Genomic DNA, 15,566 nt, shown 5'->3' with positions numbered 1-15,566 from the left:
CCTTAATTCCAGCTTTATCGAATCGGCGATTATAGCCGTATCAAAAAGGTTTGACGACCACCAGGATGACCACGGCGATCAGGAGCAAGACCGGGAATTCATTCAGCCAGCGGTAAAATACGTGGCCGTGGCGGTTGCGGTCATGACGGAAATCGATGAGCAACTTGCCGCAGTAGAGATGGTAAATGACCAATACGACAACCAGTGCCAGCTTCAGGTGCAACCAGCCATCGTCGGCATAGGCCTGCCAGGCATAGTCGAACAGCATCCACAGGCCGAGGGCGATGGTGATAATGCCGCCCGGCGTCATGATGCCGAAGAACAGCTTGCGCTCCATGACCTTGAAGCGTTCGTTGCTGACAGCGTCCTCGCTCATGGCGTGGTAGACGAACAGCCGTGGCAGGTAAAACAGTCCGGCGAACCAGGTAACCATGAAGATAATGTGGAAGGCTTCAACCCAGAGCATGTCAATATCCGCCTGTTTGCGTGGAGGCCAGCATGCCCTCGATCCTCGCCCGCATGGCAGGCATATCCAGCTCGCCGATACTGTGCTGGACGATCCGTCCATCGGGGGCGATCAGGAACGTGGTCGGGGTCAGGCGAACATCGCCAAAGGCCCGGGTCGCTTCACCCTCGATATCGAGCGCAATAGTGTAGGGCAGCTGACGATGCTTGACGAGTTCATAGACCTGGTTCGGCGGGTCATAGGGCATGCTGATGCCGATCATCCTGAAGCCGCGCGGACCATATTCATTATGCAGTTCGACCAGGTGTGGCATCTCCTCGATACAGCCGGGGCAGGTCGTGGCCCAGAAGGTCACGAGCACGGGCTTGCCACGCAAGTCTTTGAGGGCCAGTTTCGAGCCGTCCAGCGTAGTCAGGCTGATATCAGGGACCTGGCGCAACCCGGCCGGGGCGAACCAGAGGTAGCCGAGCAGGCCGATCAGGGCCAGCACGACCAGCGCGATAAGGGAGTCTTTAAGCTTTTTCATGGGTTTCAGTAAGTCTATTTGTCAGGTGGTGACCGGGGTAACGCAGTGGTAGCTACCGGCTTGTCTATGTCTGGCGGTACGACGGGTTTTTCGTCTTTGACGATCCCCAGTACACGTCCGATGAAGCGGAACACGCCTTTAATGCCGCGCCAGAGTTTCGGTAATAACCAGATCATCAGGATAATGAATACTATCAGCAAGGCGATAAACAGCAAGGGATGGTTCAGGGCTGTCCACAGTCCGCCTATAACCAGAACGTCCTCGGTGATGGATGCGACCCAGTTCGAAAAGGGTTCAGGTGAGGTATTAATCATGACCCGGCTACCGGCCTTGGTCAGGTGTGAACCTGTAGCCAGTGTGCCGCCGAGGATGGCGGCAGCGATTTCCACGGCAGGGGTGACATCACCGACAGCGCTCGCTGCGAGCATGGCACCGGCCGGGATGCGAATAAAGCTGTGAATGGCATCCCAGCCGGTATCCACGCCGGGTGTCTTGTCAACAAAGAATTCGACGCAGTACATAAAGCCCGCTGCACCCATAACCATCGGGCTGGTCAGGACTTGCAGATCTTCAGGCAGGATCAGGTCACCGCTACCGCCCATCCAGCCCAGCACGAAGATGGCGGCATAGAGGTTGATGCCGCTGGCCCAGGCTACGCCCATCGTGAGCGCGATAATTTCAACAATATCCATTACTGCGGTGCCTTTTGCCGGTCTGGAATATAGATAATACTACAGTGTTTGCCTTGCATGATGAAATATCGCCTGGCTATCTTACTGATTTATCAGGGTCTTCGTTCGGTTCGTCGGGTGATTCAGCCGGCGCCTGCTTTGCCAGGAAGGGGCCGGCGAGAACCTGGTAGATGGGTTCCGGACAAACCAGTCTGGAGGTGCCCTGGGCGATCAGGGCGGTCAGCATCAGCGGGAGCAGCATGCCGTGGTTACCCGTCATTTCCATTACGATAACAAAAGCGGTGATGGGCGTTTGTACAACACCAGTGAAATAGCCAACCATACCGAGCAAGACGATAGCCTCGACCGGTACTGTGTTGAACCATTCTGCCAGGAATGCCCCGACACCGGCACCTGTCGCCAGCGAGGGGGCAAAGATGCCGCCGGGGATCCCGCTCAGGTAAGAGACAATAGTGGCGAGAAACTTCATTAAGGGATAGACAGGATCGAGGTTACCGGTGCCGGTAATCAGCAGGCGCGCTTCTTCATAACCGGTGCCATAGGTCGTGCTGCCGGAGAGCAGGCCGATGACTGCTATGCCCAGCCCACAGATGGCGGCGATTCGCAGCGGGTATTTCATATGCAGTGGACTCATCCACTGAGTGCCGTGAATCAGCATTCGACTGAATAGTCCACCGAGGCCGCCACCCACTACGCCACAAACGAGCACGGCTAACCAGCTGCTGCTTATTGGCAGTGTCGCGCTACTGACGCCAAAATAGGTATAAGGTCCCTGTATGGCAATAGCCGTAATGCCCGCAATGACGACGGCGGTGAGGATAGTGCCGCTGGTACGTTGTTCAAAGGACCGGCTCATTTCCTCTATCGCAAAGACAATCCCCGCCAGTGGCGTATTGAAAGCCGCAGCTACCCCGGCAGCACCGCCGGCAAGTATCAGGCTCCGATCCATATAATGGTGTGGAAACCGGGCAAGGTTTCCCATTGAGAACATGATGCCGGCACCCACGTGAACCGTCGGCCCTTCGCGCCCGATCGATGCCCCACCCAGCAGGCCCAGCAGGGTAAGGAGAATTTTACCTACCGCAATACGCAGCGAGAGCAACGCTGAACGCAGTCCATGGTCGTGCATATCGATGGCGGCAATTGTCTGTGGAATGCCGCTGCCCTGTGCGCCGGGGAAGAAACGCCGTGTCAGCCAGGCGACCAGCACTAGCATCAGGGGAGTCAGCAACAGCGGCAAATAGGGAGAGATGGCAAGAATCTGCTTGAACAGGCCGTGCACATGTTCGCTGGCGAGAGCAAAGATCGTTGCAGCGATTCCGACCAGGATGGCACTGAACCAGAAAACCAGGCGGACCTTCCATGTTGTGGTACAGAACAACTTGTTAAGGCCTGTTTGCAGGGCTGAGAGCAAGTTCTTTAACCTTCTGGCAGAAAATAAACATCTTATCATTAAGCCTGTACAGGCTCGAGTGACAATCTTTAAGGGCAAAACCCTGACGGTCTTTCGCTTAATGCAGATGTTATGGTATTTAAGGATATGCTTATAAAGTAATATAAAATCAATAACTTGACGCGGGTAAGGCTTTTGGCTAGATTAGCCGCACTCGTAGTATTACGAGCCCGGTTTTAATATATAAAAATAACAACAAACTAATAATAATAATGATTAAGGCAAACTCCGCGGCTTCGGCCGCTTTTTTTTTGTTTGTTTAACCAGCCGGATCCCGTTTTAGGGCTTCACTCTGCACGCGTCAGTCCTTATCATGCGGGTAGTTTTTATATTGGTTGGGAGTACAGGGTTGATGATCAAGACGGGCATAGTGGGCGGCACAGGTTACACCGGCGTGGAATTACTGCGCTTACTGGCCATGCATCCGCAGGCGGAGTTGCAGGCTATCACCTCGCGCGCCGAGGCAGGTACGCCGGTTGCCGATATCTTCCCCAACCTGCGCGGTCACGTTGATATTGCCTTCAGTGATCCGAATGACGCCAGCTTGACGGATTGCGATGTGGTGTTTTTTGCCACGCCGAATGGCATCGCCATGCAGCATGCCCCCGCCCTGCTTGAGGCCGGTGTCAAGGTTATCGATCTGGCAGCGGATTTCCGCTTCAAGGATGCGGCCCTGTGGGAGCAGTGGTACGGAATGACGCATGCCTGCCCTGAGTTGCTCGCGGAAGCTGTGTACGGCCTGCCGGAAATCAACCGTGAGGCAGTTCGCGATGCCCGTCTCATCGGCAATGCCGGTTGTTATCCTACCGCCGTGGAACTGGGCTTTATGCCATTAATCGAAAACAGCCTGATCGACCTTGAGCGTCTGGTTGCAGACTGCAAGTCCGGTGCCAGTGGCGCTGGCCGCTCCGCGACAGTCGGGCTTCTCATGAGCGAGATCAATGAAAGCGTGAAGGCCTACGGGGTGCAGGGTCACCGGCACCTGCCTGAAATCAGGCAGGTGCTGACGTCCCTGGCGGCACAGCCCGTTGGCCTGACCTTTGTGCCCCACCTGATGCCCATGACCCGTGGTATTCACGCGACCTTGTACGCGACTTTGAAAAATACCGATGTCGACCTGCAGGCGCTGTTTGAACAGCGCTACCGCAACGAGGCCTTTGTCGACATCCTGCCTGCCGGCAGTCATCCCGAAACACGTACTGTGCGCGGCGGCAATAACTGCCGCATAGCCGTGCACCGTCCGCAGGACGGTGACACCGTGGTCGTCTTATCGGTGATTGATAACCTGGTAAAGGGGGCTGCCGGTCAGGCGGTGCAAAATATGAATATCATGTTTGGAGAGGATGAAAAGGCCGGTCTCGACGGCGTGGCATTGTTGCCGTAGATTGCCGCAATGAAGACTCCACAACTGATAATAAGTGAGCATGACCCCTTAAAACGCTGGATATTGATCGCGGCACTGGTATTTGCTGTGCTGGCCGGCGGTTTCCTCGTTTATGACTACGGACACTCGCGGGCCAATTTTGATTTCGCCTCGCTGGAAAACGAGCGGGAAGAAATGCATGAACAGCTTGAAAAGCTGACCGGGGAACTGGAGCAACTGCAGCAACAACTGGTCGCCAGTAAACGCAGTAGTGAAATTGAACTGCATGCCTATTCGGAAGTGGATGATTCACTCCGCGGCCTGCAGGCTGAAATTCTCGAGCTGAAGGAGGAAGTGGCCTTTTATCGCAGTATCGTGGCACCGCGTGAATCCTCCCGGGGTTTGCGTATTCAGCGCTTCCAGATCATCCCCGCCGCGGAAAATGACACGTATCGTTACAAACTGGTTTTGACGCAGGTGATTAAGAACAACCGTGTTACCCGTGGCAAGGTCGACATACAGATAGAGGGCGTGCAAAACGGCAAACGCAAAACCATGGAGCTGGCCGATGTCAGCATTGAGAAGCAGGCTGACATCCCTTTCCGGTTCAAGTACTTCCAGAGATTCGAGGGTGATCTGATTCTTCCCGAAGGCTTTGTGCCCAGCCGTGTGAACATCAAGGTGAAATCAAACCGCGTGACTCTGGACAAGACCTTCGGCTGGACGGGAACGGGGCTGAGCAGCAACGGCGCAGTGAAAGTCTCGGCACTATGATAGCGGCCGGGCGCGCCTTTATACTGTTGGCCGCCATGGCGGCCATGCCGACAGTATCGGCCACCGAGCTGCAGGTGGCGGATGTCTGCCAACGCATTGCAGGCAAACTGGCGAGCGTTAAATATGCCGAGTGCGATGCCGGGCTGCAACTGACTGAGGCAAGATCCATCCAGGGCACACCCATCCTCATGAAGGAATATCCGCCTCTCGACGGACGCCAGCCACAGTCGCGGGTACTGATGATTGGCGGGATTCACGGTGATGAATATTCATCCGTGAGCGTGGTGTTCAAGTGGATGAACAAGCTTGACCAGTATCATTCCGGCCTGTTTCACTGGAAGGTTGTGCCCTTGCTGAACCCCGATGGCCTGTTGCAGGGCAAATCCAGGCGCATGAATGCCAACGGCGTGGATCTGAATCGTAACTTCCCCACCCATAACTGGGAAGAAGAAACAAACCGCTACTGGGTCAAGCGCACCTACAGGAATCCACGACGTTACCCGGGCAAGGCGGCCTTGAGCGAACCCGAGTCCCGCTGGTTATACGAGCTTATTGAGGAGTTCCGGCCAGATGCCATCGTTTCCGTGCATGCGCCCTATGGCGTACTCGACTTTGATGGCCCCCCGCGGGCCCCGAAGAGACTGGGGCATCTGTCACTGAACCTGCTTGGTGCCTACCCCGGCTCACTGGGCAACTATGCCGGGGTGGAAAACAAGATCCCGGTGATTACGATAGAGCTGCCGCATGCTGGCATCATGCCGACGCCAGCCCAGATATCGCATATCTGGGTAGACCTGGTAAGGTGGTTGCAAAATAATACCCCGCGCAAGGCGGAGGTGCGAATACCAACTGTAGCCGGAGAGGATCAGGCCGGCCCGTCGTAGATAATCCGCCAGCGGCCATCAGGTTCCTTTTTCCAGTACTGGCGCTTGGAACTGCTGTTATTGTAGTTGTTGCTCTGGTATTGCTGGTGGAAAGTGACCTCAAGCATATTTTCCACGCCGGGGTAGGCAAAGATATTCACCGCTGAGCGTTCGACGCGAATATATTCCTTCGCACTGTTAACCCGGCTCTTGTGTTCTGCCCAGCGGGCGTAATTGTAGTTACCACTCTTGAAATCCGACACTGAGTAATGGGCAAGATAGGCCTGGCTGTTCCTGCTTTCCCAGTCGTTTTCCCAGCTGTCGAGTAACGCCGAAAAATGCTTCTGACGCTGCAACCATTCAGCACGCGGGATCCAGTTGACGCCTTGCGTGATCACCACGGGCGTCTGTCGTATCTGGACGAAGGGTTTCAGGCGCGTAAATTCATCATTACTGATCGCCACACAGCCGTCACTGGCCAGCGGCGGCCGGCTATAGGTATCTACCGGTGTACCGTGTAACCAGATGCCGTAACCCGTCTTGCCCAGGCGGCGATCCCAGCGATTCGGATAGTCAATCGGAAACGCCCCCGAGCCATAGAAGTCCGGGAGCTTCTGGTCGGCAATAAAGCGGGTAATGGCATACACGCCGACCGGGGTCTTTTTGTCACCCTGTACCAGTTTATCGGCACCACGTTTGCCTATTGAAACATAATAATCCTCAACCAGTTCCGGGACGCCATGATTGTTTTTGAATATATACAGACGGGAATTACCCAGATCGACAAGTATGGCGTGTTTCGTTTCAGGGTCGAGACGGATCATACTGGCCGGCAGGACATCACCCTGTTTCGGGGTCGAATAATGTTGCCAGCGTTTGCGCGCTTCATCACGCAGCCCCTGTAATTGCGCCCTGGTGGCCTGCGGGTATGCGCCAAAATCAGTCGCGCGCTGGGCCTTGGCAAGTAACAGGTCGGCATAGATTAGCTGGGCGAGGCGGAACTTGGGGTTATCTTCGACGAGTCGTTCGATGCGCGCAAAGGCAGGGTCAATACGCTGTTGTGTCAGGTCATCCAGGCTCAGGACGAGGGATTGTTCATAATCGTTGCCATACACGGCTTCGGCATTGACCGTCAGACCCGGCAGTACCAACAGCAGTCCGCAGAGTAGTCCCCTGGCCGGGCCCTGAAATAGTTGTTTGTTGTGATACACGGCTTTCATAATACTTCAGGCATTTTGTTGTGGGCACAAATCAGGCGTTGTACTCACGCAGGATTTGCCACTGGCCATTTGTTTTTTCCATTAACAAGACCTTTTTACCCGCATCCTGGTAGCGATCGGATTCATAACGTTGCTCAAAGACAAGTTTTGCCGTGGTGCTGCCCAGTATTTTTACTTCGGGTTCACGAATGCTGATGCGGATAAAGCGGGGTGCACGTAAACGTTGCCGACGCTGCGCCTCCCATTGTTTTCGTGACAGCCCATTATGCGGGTGGAATTCAGGTGCGTAATAGGCCAGGTAGCCATCCACGTTCTGGGCTGCCCAGGCATTTGACCAGCCATTAACAGTATCAATAATGAGTTTGATTTCATCCTCGATACTTGTGGTGCTTTTACCTACGGCATGAGCGGGTGGCGGGGTGAGCGGGGTTACCGGTGGCGGGCCTGACGGGCCATCGGCTATCTTGCCAATCGCCGCCAGGCTGATTGGCGCAGGGCGCTGTTGTTTGTCGAGTTCGAGAGCCTTGTTATAGGCGCTAATGGCCATCTTGGTATAGATGTTTCCGAGGTTCTCGTAGGCGGTGGCATAACTGGGGTGAGTATTGATGGCATTGAGCAGGGCATCGCGGGCCTTGTTGTGCTTGCCCTGTGCGGCATAAAGTACCGCGAGGTTGTTATAGGGTTCCGGTCGTTGAGGATGGTCCCGGGTCAGGGCTTCATACGCCGCGACGGCTTCCGCCTGCCGCTCCAGTTGCACGAGGAGCCTGGCTTGCAGGAAACGGGCCGTGAGATTATCCGCATCGGAGCGCAATTCCTGCTCAACGAGAGCCAGTGCCTCACCGGCCTGACCTTGCTTCAGGAGTGCCTCAGCCTGATTCAGATCGGCCTGGGCGAGACCATTGACGGCGAGGAGCAGATATAGAAAATAGTGTCTTTTCATGAGATGCGGATGATAACCATATACTTGACCAAGTTAATGATAAATTGTGACATAAGACAAGCCCATTAGGCCAGTCCGATGGTATACTTTTCTTATATGTGAACAATTTAACAGCCCCGTCATGAGAAGCTTGCGACTGTAACAAAAAGGGGCATAATGCTATCCTGAAATTATCATATGCAGGCATGGCCTGCGACTCGGGAGTGGAAATACCATGTTTGGAAATGGTAAGAAAAAACGCAGCGCTTCAATGAAGGTCGAGACCCTCGTTGGACGCAACACAGAATTACAGGGTGATATCCATTTTACGGGTGGTTTGCACATAGATGGTGTTATCAAGGGTAATGTTACCGCTGAGGCCGGTACGTCCTCGATTCTGCGCCTGAGCGAACATGGCCGCATTGAAGGCGAGGTGCGTGTGCCGCATATCAACCTGAATGGCACGGTGCACGGAGATGTGCACGCCAGTGAAGGCGTGGAGCTGGCCAGTCATGCGCGGGTTAACGGCAATGTGTACTACAAGCTCATCGAAATGGCGATGGGGGCCGAAGTCAATGGCAACCTGGTGCATGAATCCGATAATGCCCGCCAGCCGGTGAGCAAGGCGAGTGTCTCGAGCAGCCCGGCCACTTCCGGGCAGCTGGCGGAGAGTTCTTGACTAAAATAGTCAAGATAAGGTATCGTTGGTATTTCATGAAGTGCTAATATATGCCAAATGAGTGATTTTAGCGGGGTGTCATCATGACTGCAGCAAGTTCAGAATTGAGTTTTACCAGCAATGCGGCCCATCAGGTAAAAAAGCTGATGGTAGACGAGGGTCGTGACGACCTGAAATTGCGGGTTTTTATCACGGGTGGCGGTTGTTCCGGCTTCCAGTACGGTTTCTCGTTTGACGAGAACGTCAACGACGGCGATCTGATGGTTGAGACCGAAGGTGTGTCATTGGTCGTTGACCCGATGAGCATCCAGTACCTCGAGGGGTCAACGGTCGATTATGTTGACAACCTGGAAGGGGCGCGTTTCATCATTGAGAATCCGAATGCCGCCACCACCTGTGGTTGCGGCTCATCATTTTCAGTATAGCTAACTGAATTAACAATAATCATCCCTAACAAGGCGGGAACCTGATGGCAGGTCCCGCCTTGTTGCGTTCTGGTGTATGAGGCCAAAACAGGGTTTTTTTGGTATGCTTACCGCCCTGTGACCAATCTGGACGAAATACATGAATGAATACCTGCCAGGCCTTGAGGGCATACCGGCCACCCGCTCGAATATCTCTGATATCGATGGCGAACATGGCATATTAGCCTATCGTGGTTATCCGATTGAACAGCTGGCCGCATACAGTACCTTTGAGGAGACCTCCCTGCTGCTGCTCGACGGTGTATTGCCGACGAAGAGCGAACTGGCGGATTTCGACAATCAACTCTGTCGTAACCGTGCCCTGAAATATCATATACGTGAGTTGATGATGACCCTGCCGGCCACGGGCCACCCGATGGAAATGCTGCAAACAGCCGTGGCCAGCCTCGGCATGTTTTACCCGAGCGGTGAGCGCCTGACCGGTAGTGACGTGGCAGAAGACCTTAATTACGTCCATACCATGACCGTGAAGATCCTGGCGCGGATGGGGACCATCGTAGCCATGTGGGAACACATCCGTAACGGCTATGATCCGATACCACCACGTAGTGACCTTTCCTATGCAGAGAATTTTCTGTACATGCTCAGCGGCAACGAACCGGACCCGTCGCTGGCGCGTATCCTCGATATTTGCCTGATTCTGCATGCCGAGCACACCATCAATGCCTCGACCTTTGCCATGCTGGTGACCGGCTCAACCCTGGCGGCACCGAACAGTGTCATGGCCTCGGCGATCGGGACATTGTCAGGTCCCTTGCATGGTGGCGCCAACCAGAAGGTCCTGGAAATGCTCCAAAAAGTCGGCTCACCAGACAAGGCCGAAGAGTTTGTGGACAGCAAACTGGCCAACAAGGAGGTCATCTGGGGGATGGGTCACCGTGAATACAAGACCAAGGATCCACGTGCGACCATCCTGCAGAAGCTGGTAAAAGACCTGCTTGATACCCGCAGTGACGAAGTCAACATAATGTTTGAAACCGCGATGGCCGTAGAAAAGGCCGCTGAAGATCGGTTGAGCAGCAAGGGTGTCTTTGCCAATGTCGATTTCTACTCGGGGATTCTTTACCAGGAAATGGGGATACCGACTGATCAGTTCACTTCGATCTTCGCGATTGCCCGTACCGCCGGCTGGCTGGCGCATTGGCGTGAACAGTTGCGTGATAACCGCATTTTCCGGCCGACACAGGTCTATACGGGTGAGCCGATGCGGGATTATATTCCGCTCGATAAGCGGTGATTATTGTTTGATTTGTTTGGAGAAGCCCGGCATCGCCGGGCTTTTGCCTCGAACCATCGGAGATGGTTGAGGTACTCATAACGAAGCCTGAAAGGGTTCTTTGAGTGGTGAACCAGGTAGCCTAAGAAGCTCGTATAAATACAGAAATCAGGTTCTATGGTGTAAGCCTAAAGGGATTCTGTGAGCAGCAGTTTTGAAGCTGGATTAGGGTTAGCGTAATTCGACGTTACGGATAAAGGTTTTTAAGATTTTTAAAAGCCTTTAAAGAAAAAAATCAGGCAGGGTAAATCCCTCCCAACACCACAGGGTGACTCGCCCCCGTCACCGATGGCAGGTTCCCCGGCTTGCCATCGAGAGTCTGTTTTGCCAGCCAGGCAAAGCCGATCGCCTCCATGTAGTCCGGGTCGATATCGAAGTCTTCGCTGGACACGAGTCGTTTGCCGGTGAGCAGGGCCTGCAGTCTGAACATGAGGGCGGTGTTGTGTACGCCACCACCACACACGATGACCTCCTCGGCTTCGGCTGCATATTCATGAATGGCACTGGCGATACTCGAGGCGGTGAGCTCACAGAGCGTGGCCTGGACGTTCTTGCGTTGCAGGCGTTTGCCGTGGCGCTTTATGAGCCTGTCGAGCCAGCGCATATCAAAGTGATCACGGCCGGTGGACTTGGGCGGGGCGAGGCTGAAGAACTTGTCGCGTTGCAGGCGTTGCAGGAAGGCCTCGTCTACCTTGCCGCTGGCTGCCCAGTGGCCACCCTTGTCGAAGTTGCCTTTTTGATGTCTTTGATACCAGCCATCCATGAGCACGTTACCGGGGCCGGTATCAAAACCGGTTACAGGTTTGTCCGGATTGGCCGGTAACAGGGTGATATTGGCCATGCCGCCGATATTGATGATGACACGATCAACATCATTCACGCGCAGCCGGGCGGCATGAAAGGCCGGCATGAGCGGGGCACCCTGGCCACCGGCAGCGAGGTCGCGTCGACGGAAGTCAGCAACGGTGGTGATGCCGGTGAGTTCGGCAAGCGTATTTGGATCGCCTATTTGCAGGGTATACGGACTGTCGGCAGCGGGATTATGCCGAATGGTCTGGCCGTGACTGCCAATGGCACGGATTTCGCTCGAGGCCATGTTATGCCGGGCGAGGAGTTTGTTGACGACCTGTGCAAAGTGTTTGCCGAGTTCGACATCGGCCTGTGCCATGCGCGCAATCTCCCCCGCTGCGGGGCGATTCAGTGCGAGCAGGGTTTTGCGCAGGGCATCGGGCAGTGGCTCACTGTGAGCAGAGAGTAATCGCAGGCCGTCGTTGTTGAAGTCTACGAGCACCGCATCGATGGCATCGAGACTGGTGCCGGACATAAGACCGATATAAAGCTCCGCCATCTTGTGCTCTCCCTGCCTGTGATGACCTCAAGGCGTCTCGGCAAGGGCAACGTGGATACGTTGCAGACCATCAAGTTGTGCAATCAGTTTACGTGTCTGCCTGAGGAAATCAGCTTTCAGATTCTTGTTAATCGAATCCGCACTCGGTAGCTTGATCGTAAGTGGATTGCGGTGAGTGCCGTGGACACGGAACTCATAGTGCAGATGCGGGCCGGTTGCGCGCCCGGTAGCCCCGACATAACCGATGACCTGTCCCTGTTTGACCCGACCACCGTTGCGCGCCTTGCGGTTGAATGATGACATGTGGGCGTAGAGGGTGCTGTACTTGTTGCCGTGCTGGATGATGACGGTATTGCCGTAGCCACCCTTGCGGCCGCGGTGGACAATTTTGCCATCGCCGGTGGCGCGAATCGGGGTGCCACTCGAGGCGGCATAGTCCACTCCCTTGTGCATACGCATGCGGTTAAGCACAGGATGGTGGCGCTTGCCAAAGCGGGAACTGATGCGGCGAAAATCAACCGGGCTACGCAGGAAGGCCTTGCGCATGTTCTTGCCATCCGGGGTGTAATAATCGGCCCGGCCATTGCTGGCCTGGTAACGCACGGTGCGGTAGCTTCGGCCCTTGCTGATGAATTCGGCGGCGAGGATATTGCCGTTGCGAATCTTTTCGCCATCAAGAAACTGTTCTTCATAGACGAGCCGGAATTCATCGCCCTGGCGGATATCAAGGGCAAAATCGATATCCCAACCGAAGATCCCGGCCAGCTCCATGGTCACCGCCTGCGGCAGGCCGCTCTTTTGCGCCGCCTCAAACAGAGAGTTATCGATCTTGCCAGAGGCGTAGGCAACGCGGGTTTCCGGTTCGCGCGAAACTTGCTGGGCCGCAAAGCCGTTCTCAGTGCGGTTGACGCGGAGTGATTCGAGGCGGTTTTTTTCGTGAACCAGTTCGAGTAATTTGCCCTCGTTATCGCGGCGAATATGGATCGTATTACCGGGCTTGATATAGCGCAGGTCCCGCGTCGCCTTGCCGAGGGCCATGATATTGTGCAATTCGGTGGCAGAGAGCTTGTTGCGGGCGAAGATCGCCGCCAGCGTATCGCCATTCTTGACCTTGACCTTGACCGCGTCGCCGTTCTCGACTGCTGGTGTGCTTTCCTGTGCAACTGGTGTCACGACCGGTTCTGACACAGTCGCCTGGCTCTCCGTCACTTCTCCGGTGGGGAGTGGCAGCGAACGGGTAACGGGCTGTTGCTCAGCGGCGAGGTTCTCATGGCGGGTGGCCCCGGCCTCGAATGGCGCCGAGGTGATCAGTATGGCAACAATGCTGATGGCGGCAGCAAAAACAACAATATGCCGACGGCGCCATGACAGGTATCTTGACAGTCGGTGTTGTTTTGGTGCGCATGACTTATAGTCAAGCTTTATGAATGGACGGTAATTCACGGAAATATATTCATTTTCTGTCAACAGAGACAACCATAGCGATTATATAAGTAGGGGTCAATAGCCGATTTTTTGAAGGTCTGCGCGCAGGCTGATTGCTGTGGTACCCTTGCGCGTGCAAATTTGACAATGGCGACATATAAAGAGGTAAGAATGGCTTCGGTGGCGGAATCCCTTGCGCTGATAAAGCGCGGTGCAGATGAAATACTCGTAGAAAAAGAACTGGAGGAGCGCCTGGCCTCGGGCAAATCCCTGCGTATCAAGGCCGGTTTTGACCCGACAGCCCCTGACCTGCATCTGGGACACACAGTGTTGATCAACAAGCTGCGCCAGTTCCAGGACCTGGGTCACGAAGTCATGTTCCTGATCGGTGATTTCACCGGCATGATCGGTGACCCGACCGGCAAGAGCGTCACGCGCCCGCCATTGACCCGTGATGACGTGATCGAAAACGCCAGGACCTACGAACAGCAGATATTCAAGATCCTCGACCCGGAAAAGACCCTGGTCATGTTCAATTCGAGCTGGATGAACGCGATGGATGTCAGCGAGCTGATCGAACTGGCCGCCAAGCATACCGTGGCGCGCATGCTCGAGCGCGATGACTTTAACAAGCGCTATAGCAGTGGCCAGTCTATTTCCATCCACGAATTTCTTTACCCGCTGATCCAGGGCTATGACTCGGTGGCGATGAAGGCCGATGTCGAACTTGGGGGAACTGATCAGAAATTCAATCTGTTGGTAGGACGTCAATTACAAGAGGCCTATGGCCAGAAACCACAGGTTGTTCTGACCATGCCCATCCTCGAGGGACTTGACGGTGTACAGAAAATGTCAAAATCCCTGAACAACTATATAGGGATAAATGATGCCCCGGATGAGATGTTCGGCAAGCTCATGTCGATATCGGATGAGCTCATGTGGCGGTACTTTGAATTACTCAGCTTTCGGTCGGAGGCAGAAATCGAGCAATTCAAGAAGGCTATCGAGACGGGCAAGAATCCGCGGGACGTAAAGTTCCTGCTCGCCGAGGAGATTATCGAGCGTTTCCACGACCATGCAGCGGCAGACCAGGCCCGTGAAAACTTTATCGCCCGTTTCCAGAAGGGCATGCAACCGGACGAGATGCCCGAGTTCAGCCTCGCCGCCGATATGCCGCTTGCCAACCTGCTCAAGGAGGCCGGACTGGTAAAGAGCACGTCCGAGGCCATGCGCATGCTCAAGCAGGGGGCGGTGAAAATGGACGGTGAAAAGGTTGTGGAGTCGAAGCCGCATCTCGTTGCCGGTAACTGCCACGTTTTCCAGGTCGGCAAGCGGCGTTTTGCGCGGGTGTGTTTGCAATAAAGCCGCTTTCTCCGTTACCGGCGCCGGCAGTTGACCGTCCGCAGAGCAACAACCAGGCGGAGTCGTCTTGCTACCGGGCGACTGCAAGCCCGGGAATAGTGGTCCGTGCGAGGCAGGTGTCGATCCATTTTACGCCAGTTAAGAAAGGCGCGTGCCCGGCGTGGCCAGTAAAAATATATTATTCCTTGTAATACAGCTAGTTATGTTGGCGTGTGAATTTTTTTGCAGTTATTTAAAACAATTTGGAAAAAAGTGTTGATCCACACGCAAAGCTGCGTATAATCTCGCGCTCTCTGGTACTGAGCACGGCCGCAAGGCCAGCAACAGCAAGGCTTCCAGAGGCGTTCAAGGGAAAAATAATACTTGAATGTTAGCGAACCCTTCTATACAATGGTTCGTCTTTGTCGGGGAACACTGCCGGCATCGCTCTTTAACAATTTGGATTAAGATAATTTGTGTGGGCGCTTGCTTCGTGATTGGTTTTCACCATGAATCGATGTAAGCAACCAACCAAGTCAAACCTAAGTAATTTATATTAGTTAGTGATTTTATTTGGTCAGGAAGCTTTTCATCAAAAAGTTTGGTTACCTCAAGTAACCACAATTGATTGAACTGAAGAGTTTGATCCTGGCTCAGATTGAACGCTGGCGGCATGCCTAACACATGCAAGTCGAACGGTAACAGGCAAAAGCTTGCTTTTGCGCTGACGAGTGGC

Annotated in this window: 15 protein-coding genes and 1 rRNA gene; 8 read left to right on the top strand and 8 right to left on the bottom strand. The window is 54.5% G+C overall.

Going from position 1 to position 15,566, the window contains the following annotated elements; genetic code table 11:
- Positions 1 to 40: 40 nt before the first annotated feature.
- From hemJ to RQ738_RS06070, 4 genes are all read right to left on the bottom strand, one after another.
- Positions 41 to 466, bottom strand: a complete 426-nt coding sequence (gene hemJ, locus RQ738_RS06085) for a protoporphyrinogen oxidase HemJ (protein WP_314162828.1) — start codon at positions 464 to 466, stop codon at positions 41 to 43.
- A gap of 1 nt (position 467) precedes the next feature.
- A complete protein-coding gene (locus RQ738_RS06080) occupies positions 468 to 992 on the bottom strand; it encodes a TlpA disulfide reductase family protein (RefSeq protein ID WP_314162827.1) in 525 nt (174 codons plus the stop codon).
- A gap of 14 nt (positions 993 to 1,006) precedes the next feature.
- Entirely contained in the window at positions 1,007 to 1,684 is a 678-nt protein-coding gene (locus RQ738_RS06075) for a DUF4126 domain-containing protein (RefSeq protein ID WP_314162826.1), read from the bottom strand.
- Positions 1,685 to 1,760: 76 nt separating this feature from the next.
- Positions 1,761 to 3,098, bottom strand: coding sequence for a chloride channel protein (locus tag RQ738_RS06070; protein ID WP_314162825.1), 1,338 nt, complete (start codon positions 3,096 to 3,098; stop codon positions 1,761 to 1,763).
- Positions 3,099 to 3,489: 391 nt separating this feature from the next.
- On the opposite strand from RQ738_RS06070, the gene argC reads away from it, so the two are divergent.
- Genes argC through RQ738_RS06055 form a run of 3 tightly spaced genes read left to right on the top strand, consistent with a single transcriptional unit; the run spans position 3,490 to position 6,158 of the window.
- Positions 3,490 to 4,521 carry an N-acetyl-gamma-glutamyl-phosphate reductase gene (gene argC / locus RQ738_RS06065; RefSeq protein WP_314162824.1) on the top strand — a complete coding sequence of 344 codons (1,032 nt, stop codon included), beginning with the start codon at positions 3,490 to 3,492 and terminating at the stop codon, positions 4,519 to 4,521.
- Positions 4,522 to 4,530: 9 nt separating this feature from the next.
- Positions 4,531 to 5,274 carry a DUF6776 family protein gene (locus RQ738_RS06060; protein ID WP_314162823.1) on the top strand — a complete coding sequence of 248 codons (744 nt, stop codon included), beginning with the start codon at positions 4,531 to 4,533 and terminating at the stop codon, positions 5,272 to 5,274.
- The gene (locus RQ738_RS06055; RefSeq protein ID WP_314162822.1) at positions 5,271 to 6,158 is read left to right on the top strand and encodes a M14 family murein peptide amidase A; all 888 of its coding nucleotides are present in this window, start codon (positions 5,271 to 5,273) and stop codon (positions 6,156 to 6,158) included. Before RQ738_RS06060 ends, RQ738_RS06055 begins: the two co-directional genes overlap by 4 nt.
- Here the strand turns inward: RQ738_RS06055 and RQ738_RS06050 are convergent.
- The gene (locus RQ738_RS06050; protein ID WP_314162821.1) at positions 6,140 to 7,357 is read right to left on the bottom strand and encodes a murein L,D-transpeptidase family protein; all 1,218 of its coding nucleotides are present in this window, start codon (positions 7,355 to 7,357) and stop codon (positions 6,140 to 6,142) included. The genes RQ738_RS06055 and RQ738_RS06050 overlap by 19 nt on opposite strands.
- Positions 7,358 to 7,388: 31 nt before the next feature.
- On the bottom strand, positions 7,389 to 8,297 hold the full coding sequence (locus tag RQ738_RS06045; protein WP_314162820.1) for a tetratricopeptide repeat protein: 909 nt from the start codon (positions 8,295 to 8,297) through the stop codon (positions 7,389 to 7,391).
- Positions 8,298 to 8,511: 214 nt separating this feature from the next.
- Here RQ738_RS06045 and RQ738_RS06040 point away from each other — a divergent pair, with 214 nt between their 5' ends.
- The 3 genes from RQ738_RS06040 (at position 8,512) to RQ738_RS06030 (ending at position 10,677) form a co-directional block, all read left to right on the top strand.
- A complete protein-coding gene (locus tag RQ738_RS06040) occupies positions 8,512 to 8,955 on the top strand; it encodes a polymer-forming cytoskeletal protein (RefSeq protein WP_314162819.1) in 444 nt (147 codons plus the stop codon).
- Positions 8,956 to 9,038: 83 nt separating this feature from the next.
- Positions 9,039 to 9,380, top strand: a complete 342-nt coding sequence (erpA, locus tag RQ738_RS06035; protein WP_314162818.1) for an iron-sulfur cluster insertion protein ErpA — start codon at positions 9,039 to 9,041, stop codon at positions 9,378 to 9,380.
- Positions 9,381 to 9,519: 139 nt separating this feature from the next.
- Positions 9,520 to 10,677: a citrate synthase gene (locus RQ738_RS06030; protein WP_314162817.1), complete on the top strand. Its 1,158-nt coding sequence runs from the start codon at positions 9,520 to 9,522 to the stop codon at positions 10,675 to 10,677.
- A gap of 274 nt (positions 10,678 to 10,951) precedes the next feature.
- Here the strand turns inward: RQ738_RS06030 and RQ738_RS06025 are convergent, their stop codons facing one another.
- Complete coding sequence (locus RQ738_RS06025) at positions 10,952 to 12,064, bottom strand: anhydro-N-acetylmuramic acid kinase (protein ID WP_314162816.1); 1,113 nt, start codon at positions 12,062 to 12,064, stop codon at positions 10,952 to 10,954.
- A 27-nt stretch (positions 12,065 to 12,091) separates the two neighbouring features.
- Positions 12,092 to 13,507, bottom strand: coding sequence for a peptidoglycan DD-metalloendopeptidase family protein (locus tag RQ738_RS06020; RefSeq protein WP_314162815.1), 1,416 nt, complete (start codon positions 13,505 to 13,507; stop codon positions 12,092 to 12,094).
- A 153-nt stretch (positions 13,508 to 13,660) separates the two neighbouring features.
- Between RQ738_RS06020 and tyrS the strand changes: the two genes are divergently transcribed.
- Together tyrS and RQ738_RS06010 are read left to right on the top strand one after the other, a co-directional pair.
- Positions 13,661 to 14,851 carry a tyrosine--tRNA ligase gene (tyrS, locus tag RQ738_RS06015; RefSeq protein WP_314162814.1) on the top strand — a complete coding sequence of 397 codons (1,191 nt, stop codon included), beginning with the start codon at positions 13,661 to 13,663 and terminating at the stop codon, positions 14,849 to 14,851.
- Between the two features lie 609 nt (positions 14,852 to 15,460).
- Positions 15,461 to 15,566, top strand: a 16S ribosomal RNA gene (locus RQ738_RS06010); the annotation flags it as partial.

The sequence above is a fragment of the Sulfuriflexus sp. genome (assembly GCF_032250955.1).
Lineage (GTDB): Bacteria > Pseudomonadota > Gammaproteobacteria > AKS1 > AKS1 > Sulfuriflexus.
The sequence above is the reverse complement of the archived record's forward strand: the minus strand, read 5'-3'. Positions and strand labels throughout refer to the sequence as shown.